The following is a 24,049-nucleotide window of genomic DNA, read 5'->3' as shown; positions in this document are numbered from 1 at the left end:
CTCTAACAATAAATGATTCTCATTCTCATTATATTAATAATGAGAATCAATTTCAATTGATTTTTTCTACTTTTATTTACATTTCACATTACTTATTTCAAATAAAGTGAAACTTTAATGAGCCCTCACCAATCAGGATTTTTCAGACAGCCCACAAATAGAGGAATAAATAAAAAAAGCACAGATGACTATACAATCATCTGTGCTTTTTTATTACTTTTTAAAAATACCAAAAGGCTTCCCTACTGGTAAAACAACTTTTCCGAAGTGTGTGTTTAACACTGCTGCTGCTGAACCATAGAAAGATAATAATGAAATAAGAAGTTCAGAATATGCTGCTAAATTATGCATTGCGTGCGGCATAACACCTAAAGTACTTAATGAAAGACCAATAAATAAGAAATCAATAAGGACGAAGATCATAAATAATACTTTATGTGTTTCCATTGCACCAATCGTCATAAAGATTGTGAAAATCAAATATCCGATAAAGGCTACACCAAGCTGTTTTGAATCTGCAGCTTGTGCTAATTTTTCGCCAAATACTCCAAGTTGAATTAACCAAGTCATTCCAACACCTAACCAAAATAGGCCGTACGCACCAAATGCTGTCGTACCGAATGTATTGTTATGCTTTGCATCGTGAATGCAAGCAAAGATTTGTGCAAATCCTCCTAAAAAGATTGCCCATGGTAATACAAGTGAAACGCCATCTGTTAAGCCTAACTTTTGAGATGATGCTACAAGTGTTACCATCGCTAATCCAAATAGACCAATTCCAGATGGATCCGCTGTTGTCATTTTCACATGATGTGTAGTAGTTTGATTGCTCATATAAACCTCCTGATTATAAACATACTCGAATACAATACTTAAATCAGAAGCCTATGTCAATGGTTTTTTTTGTATGTTGTCAGACGTTATATTTTATAATGATTAAATATATTTCCGACCACTTCATAAGGTTTTATATTCACTTTTTCCAACTCGTTTATCGGTAGCCATAACGGAATATAACTTCCTTTACCTTCCCGCTGAAATTCCTCAGCTGTTCCACTTCCGAACACTCCACCTGTAATATAGGCACCATAATAATATTCATTTCCTTTATATTTTACCTTTGCAATAAGGTGCTTCACTTTTATATGTAGCCCTAATTCTTCGTATACCTCTCTTTTCGTTGCCTCTTCAGGCGTTTCACCTTCCTCAATCCCTCCGCCAGGAAAAACATAATATATTTCCTCTTCTCGAATACGTTTTATAAGAGCGATTTTCCCTTCCTGTACAATAATAGCCGCCCCGCGATTTCTTATCATTTTATTTCCTCAATACGAATCGCGACTGTTCCCCACTCTTTTTCTTGTTCTTTCGTATATATTTTGTATGTACTTTCTAACATTTCCTCTAAACTATCATTTTCACAATCCAATAATTTTTTATCAATTTGTTCATACATAGATTTAAAGCTCTCGTATCGCTTTATTTCCGTTACTTTTACCGTCATCATTTCTGTTGTCGTAAGATTCGTAAATACGATTTCATCACCTTTGTTTATTAGTTGACGTTTTTTATCGTATAGGCGTACTTCATATACTTTTTTTCCTGATTGAATTGACTGAAACGGTTTATTATATAAACCCATTTCGTATCGCATACATCCCACTCCCTTTTGTTCATTTCACCTATTAATACAGTTCACATTACTACATCTTGCATATAATATTCCATACGTATCACTTAATTGAGAAAGGAGGCTGAAGAAGCATGTTATATTTAAATCAAAAACCTGAATATAATAAATATGATATTGGTGATTATACTTATAGTAAAGTAGGGCCAACCATTTTTTCTTGGAACGATGAAACAAAATTAAAAATAGGTAAGTTTTGTTCATTAGCAGAAGAAGTCGTTTTCATACTTGGCGGTGAACATCGCGCAGACTGGATAACAACTTATCCATTTAATGCACTTTTTGATGAAGGAGCACATATTACTGGTCACCCTTCTTCAAAAGGTGATATCGTAGTCGGCAATGATGTATGGATTGGTTATCAATCCTGCATTTTATCTGGTGTTACAATTGGTAACGGGGCCATTATCGGCGCCAGAAGCGTTGTTACAAAAGACGTACCCCCGTATGCAATTGTAGCTGGTAATCCTGCAAAATTTGTTCGATATCGTTTCCCGCAAGAAACGATTGACAAACTAGAGAATCTCGCATGGTGGGACTGGGACATTTCTGTTATAAAAGGAGCCATTCCATTACTACTCTCCGACAAAATCGAAGAATTTTTCACCTCGCCCGAAAATGAATCTATATGATTAAAACAGAAAGAGCATCCTGAAAAATAATTGGATGCTCTTTCTGTTTTTATTTTTTATGTCCATGCAAATGATTACACGGAGAACATTGAAATGGAATCTTATCTAAGCAATTAAAGTTTGTTTCGCAAATTTGTTCAATCGTTGGAACAAATGGAATGACAACTATGTTACTTTCTACTATTTGTGTAACAGGTGGCAATACTGTGCCTACTTGATGTTCAAAACGAATACTCGCTTGATTTATATAATTTCCTGAACCATTTGGCGCGCTCTGTACTGCTACTTGGAACGAAACTGTCCTTGCTTCACCAGGATTTAAACTTCCGATAAGAAACCCTACTGCCGGGCTTACATTCGGCACTGGCGTATTATCAACCGTTACACTTCCAGGAACAAATCGAACACTACTATCTAACATATCTTGAAAACGAATATTTTGCATTACAGTATCACCCGTATTTGTGATGACTGTCGTAAACGTAATGACATCTCCAATTGTTGCTACCTGTAAATCTGCCGTTTTTACGACTGTCGTTGAGACATTTTGAGGAATAAACGGGATAACAACTGTATTACTATCACCTTCAACTACTACTGGCGGCTCATTCGGATTTACAGTTGCAAGCCCATTCGCTGTAGCAGTATTTGTAACTAAATTATTTACTTGCCCTCCTATTATTACAACTTGGAAATTAATAATTGCTGCATCATTTGGCTGAAAATCACCTAACGGAATACCAGTATTCGGATTAGCAAATGGAAGAGGTACATCATTTACCGTTACCGTACCATTTATAAATAGCGTATTCGGATCAATGATATCTGTTAACACAATATTGGTCACAGGAACTGTACTATCATTTATAACAGCGATTCCGTAAGTGACAACATCCCCTATCATTGCTACTTCAAAGTTTGCTCCTTTTGCAACAAATAAGATTGCAGTATTTACCGTCACTATAACTGTATTGCTTGTATCCATCACTGTAACTGGCGGCTCCCCTGGTACTAAAATATATTCTGCTAACGCCCCAGCAACGTTCACTACTGTACCACCATCCGGAAAACTTGTAATCGTAGCTTCATATGTTACAAGTGACGTCTCACCAACTGGTATATCAGGTATCGTAAATCCAATCTGCGGATTTAACCCCGGTTGCGGAACCCCATTTATCGTTACACTATTTGGAACGAAATCAGCTTCCTGAGATAGCACATCGATAAATTGAACATTCATTGCATCAGCAGTACCAGTATTTAATATACGAACAGTATACGTTACCGTTTCTCCTACACCAACAACTGAATGGTCTACTTCTTTTAGCATATCTAAGCTGCCTCTATTTACCGGCGTAACCGCCGTATTACTTGAATTTGTAATTGTAGACGGAGGTTCTCCTGGAATCAATTCGAAATCACCCGTTACTCTTGCTGTATTCATAATGCTACTAGAAGGCGGAACTGCGATTACATTTACTTCAAATGTAATTAATACACTATCCCCTACTGCAAGATCAGGCAATGCAAAGCCTACAAATGGATCTAAACCTACTTGCGGAATCCCATTTATTTGTACACTTCCAGGAACGAATTCTAAACTAGGTGATGGAACATCGATAAACTGAACATTCGTTGCTGTTACCGTTCCCGTATTTGTCACTTGCACACTATACGTTAACGTATCTCCTAATCGTGTCGCTTCTTTATTTACAGATTTTATAACGCTGAATCGTCCTCTATTCACTCTAGTTATCGTCGTATTACTCGGCTCTGTTACTACAACTGGTGGTTCTCCTGGCACTAAAGTAAAGCTTCCTGTTATATTTGCAACGTTCGTAATTGTTCCTGATGACGGGATGTTTGTAACTGTCGCTTGAAACGTCACTATAACTGTTTCACCTACCGGTATATCACCAACTCCAAATCCAGTAATTGGATTTAAGTTTGGTTGCGAGGCTCCATTTATCGTTACACTATTTGGTACAAATGACGCTCCTGCTGAAATGGTATCAACAAACTGAACAGCATTAGCTGTTACTGTTCCTGTATTCGTTATTTGAACCGTATACGTTAATATATCTCCAACGAGAGTAGCAACCCTATTTACTTGTTTAATAACATTAAATTGCCCTCTATTTACAGTTGTAAGTGTTGTATTGCTCGGCTCTGTTACTATAACTGGTGGTTCTCCTGGTACTAATACAAAACTTCCAGTTACATTTGCCGTATTGGCAATTGTTCCGTTTGATGGCGCACTAACAACGGTTACTTGGAAGATGACTTCTACACTTTCACCTGGATTTATATCTGGAAGCGGGAATCCATTATTCGGATTGAATCCAGGTTGTAACACACCATCTATCGTTACACTGTTCGGCACGAATGCTATAGAGGAAGGTAATACATCACTATATTGAACATTCGTTGCTGGCACTGTTCCTGTATTTTGAACTACTGTTGTATATGTGATTGTATCGCCTACTGCAACAACCGGCTGACTCACTGATTTTAAAACATTCAAACCAGGCTCATTGATTTCTGTTAATGTCGTATTACTTGTCGTTGTTTCCGTAATAGGCGGTTCTGTTTCACTTACAGCAAATGTAGCTGTAACGTCTACAAAATTAACAATCGTTCCACCTTCTGGTATGCTTGTAACCACTTCCTGATATGTGACAAGTACAAAATCATCGACAGGTATATCTGGAACTGTAAAACCAATGAAAGGATCTAATCCTGGTGCTGGTACCCCGTTTATGCTCACACTTCCTGGTACAAATGCTACACCCGCGGAAGTAGTATCGATAAATTGAACATTCGTCGCTGGCACTGTTCCGAAATTAAAAATCAATACATCATACGTTAATATTTCTCCCACCGTCGCTACTTCTTTATCTACTAGTTTCAATGGAAAAATAAACGCTATATTAATTGTCGTAACGACTAAATTTGTTAATATCGTTTCCGTAATCGGTGGTTCCTGCGGATTTGGTTGTGAAGTAAATGTAACATCTGCATCATTTAATATGACTTCATTATCTGGAATTTCTGTAATCGTCACTTGGAATGTGATCTCAATACTTCCACCAGCGATTAATAATGGAGTAACTGTAAATCCTATTTCTGGATTTAAACCAAGTTGCTGCACTCCACCTATCGTTACACTATTGTCAACAAACGTCGTTCCTTCTGGTATGACATCTTGGAAGAACACATCTGTAACAGGGATAATTCCTACGTTTGAAATGAGCACAGTATACGTTAATACATCCCCAACGGCCCCAGTTGCAACATCAACTGTTTTTGTTGCAGTTACTTCACCAGGAGGAGGTAACGGTATTGTAACTACCGTTGTATTACTTGAATTCGTTGTTGTTACAGGTGGCTGTAAAGGATTTAATAAGAAAGTGGCTGTAGCAGATGCTGTATTTAATACTGCTCCACGTGTAGACGGTGCAACTACCGTAACTTGGAACGTTACTGTCAATGATGTTCCAGCTGCAATATTAGGAAGCGGGAAACCAACATTTGGGTCAAATCCAGGTTGTGGCGTTCCATTTATCGTTACACTATTTGCTACAAAAGTTGTTTCTAAAGCAATTGGATCAAGGAAAGAGACATTCGTTGCTGTTACTGTACCGTTATTTCGAATGACAACAGAATACGTGTAAGTTTCTCCAAGTGCTGCTTGTTGTACAGATGAAGATTTTTGTATATTTAACTGTGCTGTGTTTACTTGCGTCACTACAAAATTACTATTTGTAACAGTCGTTATTGGAGGGTTTGCTGGATTTATAAGAAAACTTGCAGTAACGTTCGATTGGTTTCTTATATTTCCACCGCTCGGAACACTCGTCACTGTAACTTGAAACGTAATCGTAGCCGTTTGCCCGACCGGAATATTTGGTACCGGGAAACCTAGCATAGGATCCGCGCCTTGCTGTACGACTCCATTTATCGTCACACTATTTGCTACAAAGGCAGTACCAGACGGAATTGGATCTTGAAAAACAATATTCGTTGCAGGAACAGTTCCTGTATTTTGAATAAGAATCGTATACGTTAACGTATCTCCTACACCGGCTTGTAGTGTATTTACACTCTTCATTACATTAAGTGATCCTACATTCACTCGCGTCACAACAATATTACTAATCGTTACAATTGTAATTGGTGGCTGGAGAGGACTTACTTGGAAATCAGCAGTGACATTCGCATTATTCGGAAGAACTCTATTTGGTGGTACACTCGTGATTGTCACTTGAAAAGTGACCGTCACCATTCCTCCTACTGGAATATTAGCAAGTGGAAATCCAGTAGGAGGGTTTAAACCTGGTTGAGGTGTCCCATTTATTGTTACACTATTCGCTACAAAAGTGGTTCCAACTGGAATCGGATCAAGGAATGATACATTTGTCGCTGTCACCGTTCCACTATTTTGTATACGAACTGTATACGTTAACGTATCTCCTACACCGGCTTCAGTAGCACTTACACTTTTCATTACATTTAACCCTGAAGAATTCACGATCGTCATAACAGTATTACTTGGTACTGTTACAGTAATCGGTGGCTCTGTTGGATTTACAAGGAAATCTCCAGTTACATTCGCATTATTTACAACATTATTTCCTTGGGGAATTTCATCAATTAATACTTCAAATGTAACAATAACACTGGCGCCAGTAGGCAAATTATTTAATGGGAATCCAAGTTCTGGATCTGCCCCTTCTTGTAAAACACCATTCACAACTACACTATTTTCAATAAATAATGTCCCTTGGGGAATTGAATCTTGGAAAAATACATTCGTAGCTGGTACACTACCTGCATTTATGACTTCTATTGTATATACTAAAATATCCCCTACTGTTGCAACATCCGTATTGACTGCTTTCACAACTTCAAAGTTTCCTGATTGTACTGTCGTATTCACAACATTACTCGGTACATTGATTGTTACTGGTGGTTCATTCGGATTCACTTGAAAGCTTGCTGTTACATTTGCTTGATTTAAAATATCTTCATTTTCTGGATTCTGTACAATTACTACGTCAAATGTGACTACAACCGTTTGAGCCGCAGGAATATTCGGAAGAGAGAATCCTGTATTCGGATTTAGTCCACTTTGCTGTACTCCATTAATTGTTACAGAATTTGCAACAAATGAAACAGCAGAAGAAATAGGGTCTTGGAAAAATACATTTGTTAACGGAACATTCCCTGTATTTTGGACGGCAATTGTGTACGTTAAAGTATCCCCTACCGCCGCTTGCGTTGTATTTACTTCTTTTATTACATTTAAACCGCCTGTATTAACTTGTGTCACAACTGTATTCGTTTGTCTATTAATTGTTATCGGTGGCTGATTCGGAATAACGACGAAATTAGCAGATACATTTCCGCGATTCGCAATCGTACCTCCCGATGGTGTAGATGTTACTCGTACTTGAAATGTAACAGTCCTACTTCCGCCAGGAGATATATTAGCTACTGTAAACCCAGTCGCTGGATTTACCCCAGGTTGTGAAACCCCATCCACAGTCACACTATTTGCGATAAATGTCGTTCCAATTGGGATCGGATCTTGAAAAATAACGTTCGTTGCAAGTACATTTCCTGTATTTTGAATTGTTACCGTGTACGTAAGAACGTCGTTAACCGTTGCAAAAGCTTTATCCACTGTTTTTCTCGTTGTTATATCAGCTATATTAATTGTCGTAACTACAGTATTACTTGTCGCTTGCCCTGAAACTGGTTGTTGACCAGACACTGGAGTAAAGTTAAATGTTACACTCGCACGGTTTGGAATTGGATTGACAAGAGGGTTCGATGTTACTCGAACTTGAAAGCGCACTACAGTCGTTTGCGATGCATTAATACTTCCAAGATTAATACTACTTGCTGGATTCGCTCCTGGACGCGCTACTCCATTTACCGTAACGCTATTTGCGACAAATGTTGTTCCAGCAGGGATACTATCAACAAAAATAACATTGTTCGCAGTGACGTTTCCATTATTTGTGACATTAACTGTGTACGTTAATACATCATTAAGTGTTGCCGTCTGTAAATCTACAGATTTTTGCATACTAATAGTTGCTTGGTTCACTGTCGTTTGTACTGTGTTTGAAGAAGACGTACTTGTAATAGGAGGACTACCAACGAAGGGACGGAATTGATATGACACCATTGCACGATTTAAAATAGGATTGGGGTTCGGGAATGATGTTATTCGAACTTGAAATGTAACAATTCTTTGCGTGTTATTTGGGATTGTACCTAAATTAATTCCATTAGCAGGGTTTGCATTCGGCTGTGTTACTCCCCCTACCGTAACACTACCTGCAACAAACGTCGTTCCGTTCGGAATACTATCACGTAATACAACGTTTTCTGCACTTCCTGTTCCTGTATTTGGGACCTTAATTGTATAAGTGAGAGTATCCCCTACCCCCGCGACTGTTCTATTAACTGATTTAACAGGATTAATAATTGGACCTGTTGCATCAATTTGAACACCAAAACCAGCTGCTGCGTATCCATCTCCATTTGTAACAAATCGAACCGTTGCTGATGTTTGACTGTTTACTAAAGATGAGGAGGCATCTACATTCGTAATATCCCACCCTTGTCTTCGGACGGCCAAAGCTACCCCTAACGGCTGATTCAAATCTCCAAACGTGCCGCTCGTATCTAAATTTCCACTATCATTACAAATTTGTGACTGAAAGAAATTATTCGCAGGATTTCTCGGTCCGAATAATGCAACTGTAGCATTTGCATTCGGTCCAAAGCGAAGTTGATCTCCAACAATGTTAGAATCGCCTTCTTGAGCAGTTACGAGCACTCTTCCTGTAACAGCTCCTGTTGCCGGCGTAGCAAATCCTGAAATAGTAGCATCAACTGGTGGTGATGAAGCATCAATAATTTCTTGGCCTGCATATACTGACAAATTTCGAAGTGGTAAACTTGCATTTTGATACACAACCTCAAGCGTCCATCCAGCTGAACGACTGATTGTCGGGTCAGCTGAAGTTCTTGCAGCTGGCACGGCACCTGTTGTATATGTGCCTGCTCCACCTGCACTAACAAGATTCGTTACATTGGCAGAGCGAGCATAATAAAACTGGTTTCCTACTGAACCTTGCTGCGCGGTAGCAGGATCTGGCGTAACAGAAAACGTCCCTGCTGGCGTTGTAAATGTAATGTTATCATTTAAAAATGGTAAAACATCTTCCGTATCAGTCCGGAAAGTACCAGCCCAAACTAATTCTGCATATAACACACTGCTCCCCGCTGGAAGATTTAAAATTGCACTTGAAGAATTCAATTGCCATTCATCTGTTGTCCCTGCTGGGAACCCTGGTACTTGCAATGCTGTATTTACTGTCGTAAACACAGCAAGTGTACCAAAAATATTACCTGGTGCAGGTGATGTAGGGCTAAGTCCCAGCGTATTCCCAGTAAACGTGACGGCACCAGGTACTGTTGTCGTAAACCTATTTATAAAAGGCACACAATCATCTCATTTCAATTATAGTAAAAAGTGCTCTATACTATAAAATGTAGACAAACTATACAATGTACGTTGTCCAACAAAATTCCGCACATATGAGAGGGGTTTATAAAACTATGCGCTACGTTATCATAACAGGAACTTCACAAGGTTTAGGTGAGGCAATCGCTACGCAATTATTAGAAAAAAATACAACTGTCATCTCTATTTCTAGAAGAGAAAATAAAGAGCTTACAAAACTTGCAGAGCAATATAACAGCAATTGCATTTTTCATTCCCTAGATCTTCAAGATGTACATAACTTAGAAACTAACTTTAAAGAGATCATTTCATCTATTAAAAAAGACAATGTATCCTCTATTCATTTAATTAATAATGCGGGTACAGTTGCACCTATGAAGCCAATTGAAAAAGCTAAAAGCGAACAATTCATTACGAACGTTCACATTAATTTACTTGCACCTATGATTCTTACATCTACATTTATGAAACATACGAAAGACTGGAAAGTAGATAAACGCGTTATTAACATTTCATCTGGTGCAGGAAAAAATCCTTACTTTGGCTGGGGCGCTTATTGTACAACAAAAGCTGGTGTAAATATGTTTACACAGTGCGTAGCAACTGAAGAAGTAGAAAAAGAATATCCAGTAAAAATCGTCGCTTTTGCACCTGGTGTTGTTGATACTAATATGCAATCACAAATTCGTGAAACAAATAAAGAAGATTTCATAAATTTGGACCGCTTCATTGCATTAAAAGAAGAAGGAAAACTATTATCACCTGAATATGTTGCGAAAGCTATTCGTAACTTACTAGAAACTGAGGACTTCCCTCAAGGCGAGATTATTAGAATTGATGAATAACAAAAAGGTGTGCTAAAATTGCACACCTTTTTGTTTTACTTCTCTAAAAATATAAGCACAGACTCCGCAATTTGCTCATAACCAATTTCTTGATAAATTTTATTCGATATCGGATTCGCTAAATCAGTATATAACGTAGTCGTCTTGTACCCTTCATCTAACATACGTTGACTAAGTGCCGCTACACAATTAGATGCGTATCCCTTTTTCCTTGCTTCTTTCGGCGTGTATACGAAATTAACTGTTATATTATTTTTCGTTGGTCTCGTTTTTGCAGCTACAGAAACAAGTTTCCTATCTACTTCCAAACCAAACAGTCGATTTGTAGTTATTAATGTATGCGCAGTTTGTTTTGCTTCTTCTTTCGTAGTAGGAAGCTTTACGTCTTCACAAAATTGATATATCCACTGTTCTATTAATGGTAATTCATCATTATTTACCGCCCGGAAAAGTCCGTTCGCATTACACTTCTTCTTTACTCTGTTCAGCTCATACACACCTTGCTCCATTGCAACATTCATTTTCTTATTTTCTAATACCGCAATCTCTTCCGCTAATTTCTGTACAATTTTCTTATTACCGATCAATCCAGGAATATCCGGATATACTTTCGTTAACTCTTTTGCAAGTTCCTCAATAGCTACTCCCGAAATTTCAGAAGTTGCAACAATGATTTGTTTCTTCTCTTCTGTTTGCAGAAATACAACCGCAATGTCTTCTCCTTGTTTCGCTATCCCCATAAATATCGGTTCTTGAACCATTTGTAATACACCTAATATGAGATTGTTTTCCTGCTCATTCTTTTCTAGAAATGGTGTAACATCTTCTTTAAAATGAAAAATCTCTTCATATACATGTAATTGAATCATCGACAATCTCTTCTCTCTATTTATATTTTAATTAAGTATTGGCGATTAATTCATTAAATCCCTCTTTTACGATTCAATAATATTCAAAGCTAATGTATTCAAGGCATTTTCAGCTTGTAAAATTCTCTGTTTTTCCTTTTCAAATACATCTTCTTCTTTTCGAAAGGACTCTTTTCGATTTTTAATCATACGCTTCATTTCTTTTTTACTCGGTCCACCGTATACATTTCTTTTTTGAATAAAAGCTTCTGGCGATATAATTTCTTTCCACTCTTTTTCTAATAAATTTATTTTAAAACGTTCTTGCAAATACATATTTACATCTTTGAAGTGTAATTCATGTAGTTCTTTTTTCTGCTCCAATGACATATTTGCAATAGCACTTGCTGCATGATGAGCATGCCGAAATGGAATTTCATAATTTTTCGTTAAAACATCAGCGAAATCCGTTATCGTTATTGCATGTTTATAGGAACGACTTTTTAACGTTTCTTCTTCTACTTTCATCGTTAGGATCACTGCATTCATCATACAAAAAACACGAATCGCCTTTTCAATCCCTTTATATAAATATGGCTGCAAGTCATCTTCCGTATCGACAATATCACCAAATGGTGTATTATGAATCATTTGAAATACTGTAAATGCTTCTCCTAAAGCACTACTCGTAATTGCACGAGCGTGTTCAATTGAAACCGGATTTCGTTTTTGCGGCATAATACTACTAATTTGTACATATGGCTTTGCAACAGTAATACCGTCATATTCTTTCGTTGCTAACAACAAAAAGTCATGAATCCATCTACTCGTATTCGTCATCATTACCATAAGTAGCGAGCTAACTTCTAATAAATAATCCGCTCCGGCAACAGCATCATATGAGTTCTCAATTACAGTTGTAAACCCAAGTAGATGAGCAACTCGTTCTCGTTTAATCGGGAAACTTGTTGTAGAGAGTGCAGCCGCCCCCATTGGAGACTGATTTAAAAGCTGGTACGTTTTTTTCATTCGTTCTAAATCTCTTTGCATCGTATCATAAATTGCTAAAGTATAATGACCAAATGTTGTTGGCTGTGCCGGTTGTGTATGTGTATAAGCTGGCATGATCGTTTCCTTATGATCATCAGCAAGTTGCAGTACACTTTCTTGCAATAGCAAATGATGTTCCATTAATCGTAATATATACCGCCTTAAACTCATGCGATACATCGTTACACCCATATCATTTCTACTTCTACCAATATGCATATTACTTACAAAATCGCATTTCGCTTCTTGAGAAATTAAATGTTCGATTAAAAAAAAGAGGTCTTCATGCTGCTCTGTATATACCAATTTATCTTTTGGTATTCGCTCTACTTTTCTAAGTGCGTTTAATATAACTTTAGCTTCTTCTATTTTTATTAAACTTTCTTCAGTTAGCATCGTAATATGTGCTTTATGCACTTGAAACATATCTTTCAATAAGTAATTTCGTTGAAAATCAAATACATGTTGTAATACACAATCCACATATGTTTTTCCAGGGAAATCAGCGCCTTCACTCTTTATAAACTCTTCCTTACTCTGTTTCATCACCTTTTCCCCTCTCACCTAAGTATTACTACCCATCATACCCATTGATAGAAAAAAAGTGCCTGTACATAAAAATAAACTCGGTGCTCTCTGCACCGAGTTTATTTAATAAAAGTCGCATCATACTTATCACTTTGCAACACTTGGAAATGTAAGTTTGCTAAATGTTTCCGTATTTCCGCACTATCGTCTTCATTTAAATTGTTCGCCAAAAACACAATTTCTGTACAGTTTCCACGTTTATCCATAGCGTAAACCGCTTTTGTAACCGTCCATGGTGTGTAACCATTCTTTTGTCCAGCATGTCTAAATGTTTTACGGTATTTCTTAGCACTCATGTCTGTTTCAACGATATTTGCCCACACTTTTTCTTCAGCTTCTGTCAAGCCACCTTTATGGTTTGCCTTTTGAAGTAATACCATATAATCATTTGCAGAAGCTGCTGGTAATCTATCTGACCAAATTTTGTCGTAACGTTCCTCTAAATAAAGCGGAATTTCCTTCTGTAATAATGGTCCCTTCTTCTTTAAGCGTTCATGAATAATCATCGAATATTCACGATATTGCTCTTGAGACATTTCTTTTAACTTTTTCTCTATTTTATATTTTGGAACATGTAATTCTTTATGCAAATATCCCGGGATATACAAAGATGAAACGATTGGAAATAGTGGTTGATGTGCAGGAAGTGATAAACTTTGTAAATTTCGATTGATGTTGTCTAATCCTAACAATTCCATTAAGTATTCAGCATTTGCATTCGAACTAAACTTAACCATTCCTTTTGCCACTTCTTCTAAAGAAACCGCTCCTTCAGTTATCTTGCCCGTCTTCTCCAAATACTTTTGCCATCTATCTTGTGCACCACCATCTGTATTCGGCACATAATAGCGATTCACATCGTTAATCGACACAAAACTAGACGAATCAATTTTCCCTTCAGTAACTTGTTTCGTATATTCAAGCGCCACAATTAATTTCATCGTACTAGCAACTGGCAATACAACATTTGGGTTTACAGAATAAACAACTTTATCATTTCTCTTTACTAGAAGCGCACTATTTTTTTCATCTTTATGTTCTTCAATAAAAGATGCAATATACTGTGCATCATCATTATTTGAACTCCACACTTTTTTCACTAAAAAGTTACCCGATATTAGCAAAACAAAAATACCCACAATTACTGCGCATACTATAGTTTTTTTCAAGTAAAATTCCTCTCCTATTGTGTAACTCTTCTCTATTTATGATTAAAAAACAAAATAATGGAGATGGTCATTTAAATAACCATCTCCATTATTTTAACTTGTATGCTCCTATTATGTCTACGTCATAAATTTCACAAAATCCTCAAGAAACTTTTTATAATGTAACGACCAACCAATTCGCACCCAATTTTTTAATGCTTTTGCATCAGGTTGAGGCCGAAAATCAGCAATACTCTCTCCTTTTGCAATTCCAGCTGTATCTACATCGACACGACGATATACATAGTCTAAAAGGGATGGATTTGCCGCAACCATCATTGTAACGACGTCATGTACTGGGCTTCCTTTTATTTTCGGATTTAACTTTCTATAAGCTTTATAATAATACGTAAATATCGGCTCGATTAACTTATTAAAACTCGTTTTAGAGTGTTTCGTAATATATTTTACCATTTCCGGCGTAATAATTGCTTCAGATGTAACGTTAAGTGGTACTAATGTCACATTTTTAGCATTTTGCATAACTAATTGCGACGCAATGGGATCACCATGAAAATTCGCCTCTGCGACTGGTGTTACATTGCCAGGCATTAAGAAAGCACCGCCCATTATATAATATTCTTTCACATACTTCATCATCGGCTTTTCTAAAATAAATGCCGTCGCTAGTGTTGTTGATCTACCAGCATCGACTATTATTAATTCCCCTTTATATTTTTCAAGAAGATCAAAAAATGCACAAAAAGGCTTTATATTTGGCGAAAAAGTTTTTGGAGGTTTAATTGGCCCTAAACCGTCTGCCCCATGAATTTCTGGATAATACGTTGTAACATCTCCGGATAAAGGAATTTTCGCACCATTAATAACAGGTATATCTTCCCGTCCTGCCATTTGCAATAAATATGCGGCATTACTTGTCGCCTTTTCTTGTGTTACATTTCCATATCCCGTTACTACTCCAACAATATCAATATCAGGATGCAACAATCCATACATAATTGCTAAAGAGTCATCAATGCCTGGGTCTCCTAAAAATAACACTTTTTTCATCGACCTCAACTCCATCCCCTCAGTTGTTATTAATTTATGAATAAACGTGGATATACAGAATAAAAAAGAACAAATTCATACGAAAAAACGCAGTCTTATAAGGACTACGTTCTTCAGCTAACCTATACTGTTTTTTTTACAGCACTCATACTTCCAATAACATAAGCGATAAACGCAAAACAAATTGGGAAGACAACTGTATGTATACCGAACGGATTTGGATAGAAAAGATGAATACACATATATGAACCTACTCCAACGAAAATGGAAGCAAGCGCTCCTGTAGCATTTCCTTTTCTCCAATATAACCCTAATACGATTGGCCAAATGAATGCTGCTTCTAATCCACCGAAAGAAAATAAATTTAGCCATATTAAAAAATCTGGTGGTTTAATCGCCGCTGCATAAACGAGTAGCCCTACAATACCAGTAATCCACAAACTTCCTTTTTTTATCGTACTGTCTGCTGCATCTTTATTTATGTAATTTACGTATATATCTTTAATAATTGACGAGCTTACAAGTAATAATAAAGAGTTTACTGTAGACATAATCGCCGCCATTGGTGCAGCTAAGAAAACTCCAGCTAACCAAGGTGGCAACACTTCCATCGCGAGTAGCGGCATTACTTTATCTGGTACCGTTATACCTGGAAGTACTACTCTTGCAAATACACCTGTTAAATGCATACCAATCATAATTGTACCAACGACAACTGTTCCAATTATTAAAGCTTGGTGCATAGCTTTTGAATTTTTATAAGACATGGCACGCACGCTAATTTGCGGTAAACCTACAACGCCAATTCCAATTAAAATCCAAAATGATGTAACATATGATTTCGTTAAACTGCCATCTGCTCCGAATGGTGTAATTAAATTTGGATTAATTTGAACAAGTTCCTGCATAATCTTTTCAATTCCACCACCAGCAATGACAGTAGCAATTAAAATGATTGTCGTTCCAACTAACATAATGATTCCTAATAATGTATCTGATAGCGCGACTGCACGAAATCCACCAATTAATACGTACACAAGTACAGAAAAAGTAAATAAAAATAGTGCTGTTGTATACGATAGACCCGTTAGTGACTCGATTAATCGTCCACCGCCGACCCACTGGGCTACTGTCGCTGAAAATAAAAAGATAATAATACATAACGCAGAGAGTATAACAACTGCTTTATTATTGTATCTCCCTTTTAAATAATCGATAAGAGTAATTGCTTCCATCTTCCTAGCAATAATTGCAAACTTTTTACCGATAACCGTTAAAACGATATATCCTGTTACAACTTGAATCGCAGATAATAGTACCCATCCAAGCCCCATATTGTAAGCAATACCGGGACCACCAATAAAGCTACTTGCACTACCGTACGTAGCAATCATTGTCATCGCTAATAATAAACCGCCTAACTCACGCCCACCAAGAAAATATTCTTGTAAAAATTTATTATGTGCTGTTGCTTGCACGCGTCTTGAAGCATATACACCAATTAAAAATACAACGATAAACGAAATTATCATTGGAATGATTACATACCAATTCATCTATTATTCCTCACTTTTTTCTTCCTCATCGAGTGAAATATCTTGAAATACAAAACGAACAACTAAACTAAGTAAAATAACCATAACGATAAATCCAACGATACAGCTATAAAAAAACCATGCGGGAAAACCTAATACATATGTATATTCACTTGGATCTTTACTACCAAGCCCATAAGCAAATCCGTACCATATTATAAAATTAATAATAGCAAGTCCAAGACCAATTAACGCTTCTCTATGGGCTATTCGAAAGCGTGGATCATCATGATAATCTTTCATTTTTCCCCCTCCTCTCACGATGTATTATTGTACCATTGTTCTTCTAGTTTTTCCTACTAGAAAGCAAAAACAAGCAGGATTTTTTATAATCATATAGAAGCTTCTCTTACATTACATATTTTTTACAATTGTAACACAAATGAAATTTGAATTTTCAGTATTTATTAATTATGATTTTAATTAGAGGCTTTCCATCTAGTTTCCACATCCTTGATTTCGGAATAAGCGCCGTCTCGTACTGCGTTTACATTATATTTTCAAGGGGGTTATACAATGAGTCAACTAGCTGTAAATCTTCATGAAAAGGTAGAAAAGTTTCTTCAAGGTACAAAAAAGTTATATGTGAATGGATCTTTCATTGAAAGCGCTTCCGGTAAAACGTTTAAAACACCTAACCCAGCAACTGGTGAAACACTTGCCGTCGTTTCTGAAGCTGGTCGCGAAGATATTCATAAAGCTGTAGTCGCAGCTCGTATGGCTTTTGACGAAGGTCCTTGGTCTCGTATGAGCACTGCTGAGCGAAGCCGTCTCATGTACAAGTTAGCTGATCTAATGGAAGAACATAAAGAAGAGCTTGCACAGCTCGAAACATTAGATAACGGAAAACCAATCCGTGAAACAATGGCAGCAGACATACCACTTGCAATTGAGCATATGCGCTATTACGCTGGATGGGCTACGAAAATCGTTGGTCAAACAATTCCTGTTTCCGGTGATTACTTTAACTATACACGCCATGAAGCTGTTGGTGTCGTTGGTCAAATTATCCCTTGGAACTTCCCGCTTCTTATGGCAATGTGGAAAATGGGAGCAGCGCTTGCTACAGGATGTACAATCGTTTTAAAACCTGCAGAACAAACTCCACTATCTGCTCTATACTTAGCTGAATTAATTGAAGAAGCTGGATTCCCGAAAGGTGTTATTAATATCGTACCTGGATTCGGTGAATCAGCTGGACAAGCTCTCGTTAATCATCCACTCGTTGATAAAATTGCATTTACCGGTTCTACTCCTGTCGGTAAACAAATTATGCGACAAGCATCCGAATCATTAAAACGCGTTACACTTGAATTAGGCGGCAAATCACCAAATATCATCTTGCCAGATGCTGATTTATCTCGCGCGATTCCTGGTGCACTTTCTGGTGTTATGTTTAACCAAGGACAAGTATGCTCTGCTGGGTCACGCTTATTTGTTCCGAAGAAAATGTATGATAATGTCATGGCTGATCTCGTCCTCTATTCTAAAAAACTAAATCAAGGTGTCGGTCTTAACCCTGAAACAACAATTGGTCCTCTCGTTTCTGAAGAACAACAAAAACGTGTAATGGGCTACATTGAAAAAGGGATTGAAGAAGGAGCTGAAGTACTATGCGGAGGAAGTAATCCATTCGATCAAGGCTACTTCGTTTCTCCTACAGTATTCGCTGACGTAAATGATGAAATGACGATCGCAAAAGAAGAAATTTTCGGTCCAGTTATTTCTGCAATACCGTTTAACGATATTGATGAAGTAATTGAACGTGCAAATAAATCACAATTCGGCTTAGCGGCTGGTGTGTGGACAGAAAATGTTAAAACAGCACACTATGTTGCAAGTAAAGTACGTGCAGGTACAGTATGGGTAAACTGTTATAACGTCTTTGATGCAGCATCTCCATTTGGAGGATTTAAACAATCTGGTCTTGGCCGTGAAATGGGATCTTACGCATTAAATAACTATACAGAAGTAAAGAGCGTTTGGCTTAACTTAAATTAATGAGAAAGAACCTGACCTACCTGGTCAGGTTCTTTTCATTATGTATTCCTTTAAACTTGCAGTCCTCCGCTCACATTTAATACTTCACCTGTAATATAAGATGCGTATTCTGATGCTAAAAAAGCTGCTGCGTTCGCAATATCTTCTGGCGTTCCAATTCTACCAACTGGAATAGCACCAACCATCTTTTCTTTCACTTTATCTGGTATCGTTTTTGTCATATCTGTATCCATAAAACCCGGACAAATCGCATTACAAGTAATACCGAAGCTTCCAACTTCTTTCGCTGCTGTTTTCGTTAAACCGACAACTCCTGCCTTTGTAGCCGCATAATTTGCTTGACCTATGTTTCCTTCTCTACTAATTGAAGATATATTAATAATGCGTCCATACCCTTGTTGTCTCATGTAAAGAAGCGCTGGTTGCATACAATAAAAAACACCAGTTAAGTTCACTTGTAATACTTGTTCCCAAGCAGACTTCTCCATTTTATGTAACATTGCATCTCTTGTAATCCCGGCGTTATTCACCAAAATATGTAATGTACCGAATTTTTGAACCGCATATTCAATTAACGACTTCGCTTCATTTTGATTACTCACATCACATCGATATGAGCACACTTCATATCCTTCATCTGATAACTCACGTGTCGTTTTTTGTAGATTCTCTTCATTTACATCGCTAATTAATACTTTCGCCCCTAGTTTTGCATAAACCCTTGCAATCTCTTTTCCAATTCCCTGTGCAGCTCCTGTTACAACAGCTGTTTTCCCATTTAAAAACTCCATTCCTATCCCCCATTTCTATTACTTATACTGTATATTTCGGCTTTTTGCTTTTCAATTCCTCTTTGTATAAAAAAGTCTATTTGTGTCAAACTAACTTTGCAACGTCGCATAAAGTGCAAGGAGATTATGTCGAATGAACAAAAAGAATTTCAAACAAAGCAAAGCAACTGATGGCATTGATGTTGAGTTCTCTCGCGAACTCGCTGACCACAATGACTTAGAAGCAAACGCACGTGCAAATGCCGCTGATGCACGTCAAAAACGCCAATCAACCGAAAAATAAGGTACATCACAACCTTATTCTTTTCAAAAGGGACCTACTACCCAACAAAATAAACCGAGAGACATCTCTCGGTTTATTTTCTATATTTTTTTGCATAATGAGCCAAAGTAAGCAACGGATATATATGAGCATAACTATGATAACGAATATAAAACCCACCTGGCAAGCCTGTTCCAGTAGGATATTTTTCATTTACATAAGGGTTGGAGAGCAAATATGAAATACCTTTGCGAATGACTGGCGTTTCTTTATCATAGTAAGAAATGAGGGCATCTAACGCCCATGCTGTTTGGGATGGTGTACTAAATGGCAAAGTAACAAATCTTTTTTCCACACTACTTTGGCAAGATTCTCCCCAGCCACCATCTTCATGCTGTATATGTTCAAGCCATAAAGCTGCTCGTTTCAATGATGGATCGCTAGATGGTATTCCGAGTGACCGTAAACCCGTCAACACTGCCCACGTACCATATATATAACAAATTCCCCATTTCCCATACCACGATCCATTTTCCTCTTGTACATTCATTAACCAATTTATCGCACTTTGTTTTTGTTTCTCGGGCAATTGATTTTGCGTATACGTCCCGAAAAATTCTAACACTCTTCCTGTAATATCTGGTGTAGAAGGATCTGTAATCATATCACTTGCATTTTCGATTGGTAAATTTGCTAATATACGGCTCGTTACCCCTTTTTCAAAAGCCCCCCAACCACCATCATTATTTTGCAATCCTTTAACCCAATTAACCGCTCGCTTCCAAGCATTGTCTACATTTTCGTTCCCTCTACTTCGCGCCAATGCTCTTAACGTAGCAGTTGTATCATCAATATCTGGAATCGTCGTATTCACATCCGAAAAGCCCCAACCACCTGGGAAGAGATCCGGTGCATGTACACTCCAATCTACTTTCTTTGTTTGCTGTTTTCTTAGTAAATACGCTGATGCATTTTGAATCACTTTACTTGCTTTCGGAACTTGAGCTTCTTGCAAAGCATAACTGAGTAAAGCTGTATCCCATATAGTTGACGGAGAGTTTTGCAAATGGCTCCCTCTCTCCATCTTCCATATATAAGATGTGATTCCCGTTATAGCCTTCTGAATAATTGGTGATTGAATAGAATGTCCTAATGCAAGTAAAGCATAAATCATATAAAACGAGGCAGTTGCGTAACTATATAATGTTCCATTTTCATCAATACGCTCTTTCATAAAACGTTCTACTTCCTCATATCCTTTATGATGCAAAGAAAGTGGATACGTTATAATTTTCTTCACGTCACTTAATAATGTTTGAAAAACCGGAGATCGGTCCTCCCGAAACCATCCTCCGCCCCCGCCTGCAATATGATTTAAATTTGGCAATAACTTTTTCTCTACTCGAAATCTTTTATTTAAACACAACATCATCGGAATTAAATGAATACGTGCTGAGCTACTCAGTTCAAAAATACTGAGAGGGGAATCATTCTGCAGAAACATAATTGGTGTTGGCAAATGAAAGAGAGAAGGGTATTCATATTCTCCATGAATTGCTAATAAAAACTTCGTCATAAAATGAGCACGCGCTACCCCCCCGCGCTCATTTATAAACATTTCCGCTCGCTTCATATTCGCATCTTCTTTTGTATATTTTTCCGATGCAAGTAAGGCAGCATAAGATTGAATTGTAGCAGATAAATTACCACCCATTTCATCTTCATACAATTTCCATGTTCCTTCATTTGTTTGAAGTGATGCTAATCTTTTTACAAACGGTTCTATCTCTTTATCTCTACCTAATAATTTTAATAAAAAAATCATATGACAATCTGTTAGTGGCGCTCCTTCAAAACAAAACTGCCACGTACCATCTTGCCGTTGCATTGTTTGAAGTGCAGTTGTTCTTCTCGCTATTTCTTCATGCACTTTTTCATATAATAACAAGTTACTCACCCACCCTTTCGAAATCCGTATAACGATATTCAAAAAGGTAGCTGAATATGTATAAAAACAAAGAAAAGCAGAACATATAAAATGTTCCGCTCATAAACAATATCCTACTCCGACAATAATCCCTAATAAAGCACCAACTACTACTTCATACGGTGTATGCCCAACAAGTTCATTTAACTTCTTATATTCTGTTTCTCTACCGTGAAAAAACTCATTCAATATTTTTGCTTGTTTACTTACTGCAAGCCTTACTCCTGAAGCATCATACATAACAATAATGGCAAAAATAGTAGCAACCGCAAACATCGAGCTTTCCACACCTTCTACTACCCCAACTCCTGTAGCAAGTGCTGTAACAGTTGAAGCATGAGAACTCGGCATCCCACCTGAAGCGAAAAACTTTGCAAAATCAAATTCACCCGTTTTGACTAATTTAAAGACTACTTTCGTTAATTGTGCTAAAAACCATGAAATTACAGCGGCCATAAGCGGATCATTATGTAAAATTGTTTCCACGTTCTCAGCTCCCTACTAGCTATGATGGAAATCCTATATAGTATCAGTATAAAGAAAAATGCGTAGAAAATACTACGCATTATGATACTTTTGCTGATTTATTTTTTATAAATTTCGGTTGTTTCTGCACTAAAAACTTTGTCTTCGCTACCGAGAATACAAATAAAGCAACCCATATACAGAAAAATGCAATCATATGTGTAGATGTGAAATGTTCACCAAATACAAATACACCTAAAATTAAGCTAATTGTTGGCGCAATATATTGTAAAAACCCCACCATATAAAGCGGAATAAGTTGTGCTCCTTTTGCAAAATAAAATAGTGGTAATGCCGTTACAATACCTGCTCCTATTAAAAGTAACGTTGATAACATTGAAATAGATCCAAATGAGCCGAAACCATGTGCTCCTGTCATAACAAGATAAATGATTGCAAACGGCGTCACTAACATCGTTTCCATCGTAAGTCCAATTGTGGCATCATAGTTTAACAGTTTTTTCGTTAATCCGTATAATCCAAATGAAAAGGCAAGTGAAAGAGAAACCCACGGAATAGATCCGAAACGTACTGTTAAAATGACAACCCCTACTCCTGCTAAACCAACTGCAACATATTGCCAAAAGTTTAACTTTTCCTTTAAAACGACTGTACCAAGTAAAATACTAATAAGCGGATTAATATAATAGCCAAGACTCGCTTCAATAACATGATTATGATTAACGGCCCATATGTAAACAAACCAGTTTCCGCTAATCAAGACTGAAGCTATTGTTAATGACATTAATAATTTAGGTCGTTTAAAAAGATTCACAAATTCCCCAATAAACTGGCGAAACCTCTTCGTAACACCTAATACAAGTAACATAAAAACAAATGCCCAAACGATGCGGTGTGCTAATATTTCATCTGCTGGAACTTCCTCAACCCATTTCCAATAAATCGGTAGAATTCCCCACATCGTATAAGCACCAGCCGCATATAGTATCCCTTTTTTTTGCTCTGCTGATTGACTCCCCATCTTCCTTTTTCTCCTCTTCTCATTTTTTCTCCATTATACGGTCTCACATGCTCACTTTACCAATAATCAATCTGCATTTCTTTCGACATTTCTCATACAACGAACAATAAACATACCGTTATTACAACAAGTAACGGTATGCCGAAAACAAATTTCTTTTTATGAGTTTTATGATGAAACATATACATACCGATCCAAGCTCCAACTGCTCCCCCAGCTGCCGCTGATAAAAACAGCGTACTTTCTGGCGTTCTCCACTGTTTCTTCTTTGCTTTTCGTTTATCAAGCCCCATAAGGCTAAAAGCTATAACGTTAATAATAAGAAAATAAATCCATTTCATCGCTTTCTCTCCTTATGAAAAATTCGCTTAATGGTAACACGAAAAAACGCCGGAAACAACTGAAGAACTCTTTTTATCAAACTAGTTTCATTCCTTTTTCTTAATTAGTTACCTTCATATTTACAAAACCAACTAAAATCGCAATTAAAG

At 37.1% G+C, this 24,049-nt stretch carries 19 protein-coding genes; 4 read left to right on the top strand and 15 right to left on the bottom strand.

Annotated features, from left to right (window positions below; translation table 11 throughout):
• Positions 1-213 precede the first annotated feature (213 nt).
• The 3 genes from DN400_RS22895 to DN400_RS22885 form a co-directional block, all read right to left on the bottom strand.
• On the bottom strand, positions 214-834 hold the full coding sequence (locus DN400_RS22895; RefSeq protein ID WP_000070938.1) for an acetate uptake transporter: 621 nt from the start codon (positions 832-834) through the stop codon (positions 214-216).
• An 86-nt stretch (positions 835-920) separates the two neighbouring features.
• Positions 921-1,316: an NUDIX hydrolase gene (locus DN400_RS22890; RefSeq protein ID WP_000620821.1), complete on the bottom strand. Its 396-nt coding sequence runs from the start codon at positions 1,314-1,316 to the stop codon at positions 921-923.
• Positions 1,313-1,654 (bottom strand): ASCH domain-containing protein, encoded by a 342-nt coding sequence (locus DN400_RS22885; RefSeq protein ID WP_001268365.1) that lies wholly within the window; start codon positions 1,652-1,654, stop codon positions 1,313-1,315. Before DN400_RS22885 ends, DN400_RS22890 begins: the two co-directional genes overlap by 4 nt.
• A 110-nt stretch (positions 1,655-1,764) precedes the next feature.
• Here DN400_RS22885 and DN400_RS22880 point away from each other — a divergent pair, with 110 nt between their 5' ends.
• A complete protein-coding gene (locus DN400_RS22880; RefSeq protein ID WP_000966309.1) occupies positions 1,765-2,322 on the top strand; it encodes a CatB-related O-acetyltransferase in 558 nt (185 codons plus the stop codon).
• 49 nt (positions 2,323-2,371) lie between these two features.
• Here the strand turns inward: DN400_RS22880 and DN400_RS22875 are convergent, their stop codons facing one another.
• Positions 2,372-9,844 carry a DUF7507 domain-containing protein gene (locus tag DN400_RS22875; RefSeq protein WP_098675374.1) on the bottom strand — a complete coding sequence of 2,491 codons (7,473 nt, stop codon included), beginning with the start codon at positions 9,842-9,844 and terminating at the stop codon, positions 2,372-2,374.
• Positions 9,845-9,960: 116 nt separating this feature from the next.
• Here DN400_RS22875 and DN400_RS22870 point away from each other — a divergent pair, with 116 nt between their 5' ends.
• A complete protein-coding gene (locus DN400_RS22870) occupies positions 9,961-10,710 on the top strand; it encodes a (S)-benzoin forming benzil reductase (RefSeq protein WP_097821393.1) in 750 nt (249 codons plus the stop codon).
• 35 nt (positions 10,711-10,745) lie between these two features.
• On the opposite strand, the gene DN400_RS22865 is transcribed toward DN400_RS22870, so the two are convergent.
• From DN400_RS22865 to DN400_RS22840, 6 genes are all read right to left on the bottom strand, one after another.
• Positions 10,746-11,579, bottom strand: coding sequence for a GNAT family N-acetyltransferase (locus DN400_RS22865; RefSeq protein WP_000615371.1), 834 nt, complete (start codon positions 11,577-11,579; stop codon positions 10,746-10,748).
• Positions 11,580-11,645: 66 nt separating this feature from the next.
• The gene (argH, locus tag DN400_RS22860; RefSeq protein WP_097821394.1) at positions 11,646-13,154 is read right to left on the bottom strand and encodes an argininosuccinate lyase; all 1,509 of its coding nucleotides are present in this window, start codon (positions 13,152-13,154) and stop codon (positions 11,646-11,648) included.
• Between the two features lie 101 nt (positions 13,155-13,255).
• Entirely contained in the window at positions 13,256-14,365 is a 1,110-nt protein-coding gene (locus DN400_RS22855; RefSeq protein WP_000751368.1) for a serine hydrolase, read from the bottom strand.
• A 117-nt stretch (positions 14,366-14,482) separates the two neighbouring features.
• The gene (locus DN400_RS22850) at positions 14,483-15,415 is read right to left on the bottom strand and encodes a nucleoside hydrolase (RefSeq protein WP_000756465.1); all 933 of its coding nucleotides are present in this window, start codon (positions 15,413-15,415) and stop codon (positions 14,483-14,485) included.
• Positions 15,416-15,537: 122 nt separating this feature from the next.
• Positions 15,538-16,971 carry a sodium/pantothenate symporter gene (gene panF, locus DN400_RS22845; protein WP_001104824.1) on the bottom strand — a complete coding sequence of 478 codons (1,434 nt, stop codon included), beginning with the start codon at positions 16,969-16,971 and terminating at the stop codon, positions 15,538-15,540.
• Between the two features lie 3 nt (positions 16,972-16,974).
• Positions 16,975-17,253 (bottom strand): YhdT family protein, encoded by a 279-nt coding sequence (locus tag DN400_RS22840; protein WP_000656237.1) that lies wholly within the window; start codon positions 17,251-17,253, stop codon positions 16,975-16,977.
• 273 nt (positions 17,254-17,526) lie between these two features.
• On the opposite strand from DN400_RS22840, the gene dhaS reads away from it, so the two are divergent.
• Positions 17,527-19,011 carry an aldehyde dehydrogenase DhaS gene (dhaS, locus tag DN400_RS22835; protein ID WP_000080279.1) on the top strand — a complete coding sequence of 495 codons (1,485 nt, stop codon included), beginning with the start codon at positions 17,527-17,529 and terminating at the stop codon, positions 19,009-19,011.
• Positions 19,012-19,061: 50 nt separating this feature from the next.
• Here dhaS and fabG read toward each other — a convergent pair whose 3' ends face one another.
• Positions 19,062-19,802, bottom strand: coding sequence for a 3-oxoacyl-ACP reductase FabG (gene fabG / locus DN400_RS22830; RefSeq protein ID WP_000395038.1), 741 nt, complete (start codon positions 19,800-19,802; stop codon positions 19,062-19,064).
• Positions 19,803-19,935: 133 nt separating this feature from the next.
• Between fabG and DN400_RS22825 the strand changes: the two genes are divergently transcribed.
• Positions 19,936-20,085 (top strand): YfhD family protein, encoded by a 150-nt coding sequence (locus DN400_RS22825; RefSeq protein ID WP_001035815.1) that lies wholly within the window; start codon positions 19,936-19,938, stop codon positions 20,083-20,085.
• Between the two features lie 73 nt (positions 20,086-20,158).
• On the opposite strand, the gene DN400_RS22820 is transcribed toward DN400_RS22825, so the two are convergent.
• From DN400_RS22820 to DN400_RS22805, 4 genes are all read right to left on the bottom strand, one after another.
• On the bottom strand, positions 20,159-22,012 hold the full coding sequence (locus tag DN400_RS22820; protein WP_071714649.1) for a terpene cyclase/mutase family protein: 1,854 nt from the start codon (positions 22,010-22,012) through the stop codon (positions 20,159-20,161).
• Positions 22,013-22,111: 99 nt separating this feature from the next.
• Positions 22,112-22,537, bottom strand: coding sequence for a divergent PAP2 family protein (locus DN400_RS22815; RefSeq protein WP_000447821.1), 426 nt, complete (start codon positions 22,535-22,537; stop codon positions 22,112-22,114).
• Between the two features lie 79 nt (positions 22,538-22,616).
• On the bottom strand, positions 22,617-23,558 hold the full coding sequence (gene rarD, locus DN400_RS22810; RefSeq protein WP_000535541.1) for an EamA family transporter RarD: 942 nt from the start codon (positions 23,556-23,558) through the stop codon (positions 22,617-22,619).
• 92 nt (positions 23,559-23,650) lie between these two features.
• Complete coding sequence (locus tag DN400_RS22805; protein ID WP_000871349.1) at positions 23,651-23,899, bottom strand: DUF1294 domain-containing protein; 249 nt, start codon at positions 23,897-23,899, stop codon at positions 23,651-23,653.
• Between the last annotated feature and the right edge of the window lie 150 nt (positions 23,900-24,049).

Source organism: Bacillus sp. AR8-1 (assembly GCF_008042345.1).
In the GTDB taxonomy this organism is placed as follows: domain Bacteria; phylum Bacillota; class Bacilli; order Bacillales; family Bacillaceae_G; genus Bacillus_A; species Bacillus_A cereus.
This window is presented reverse-complemented; position numbering and strand designations above follow the sequence as displayed.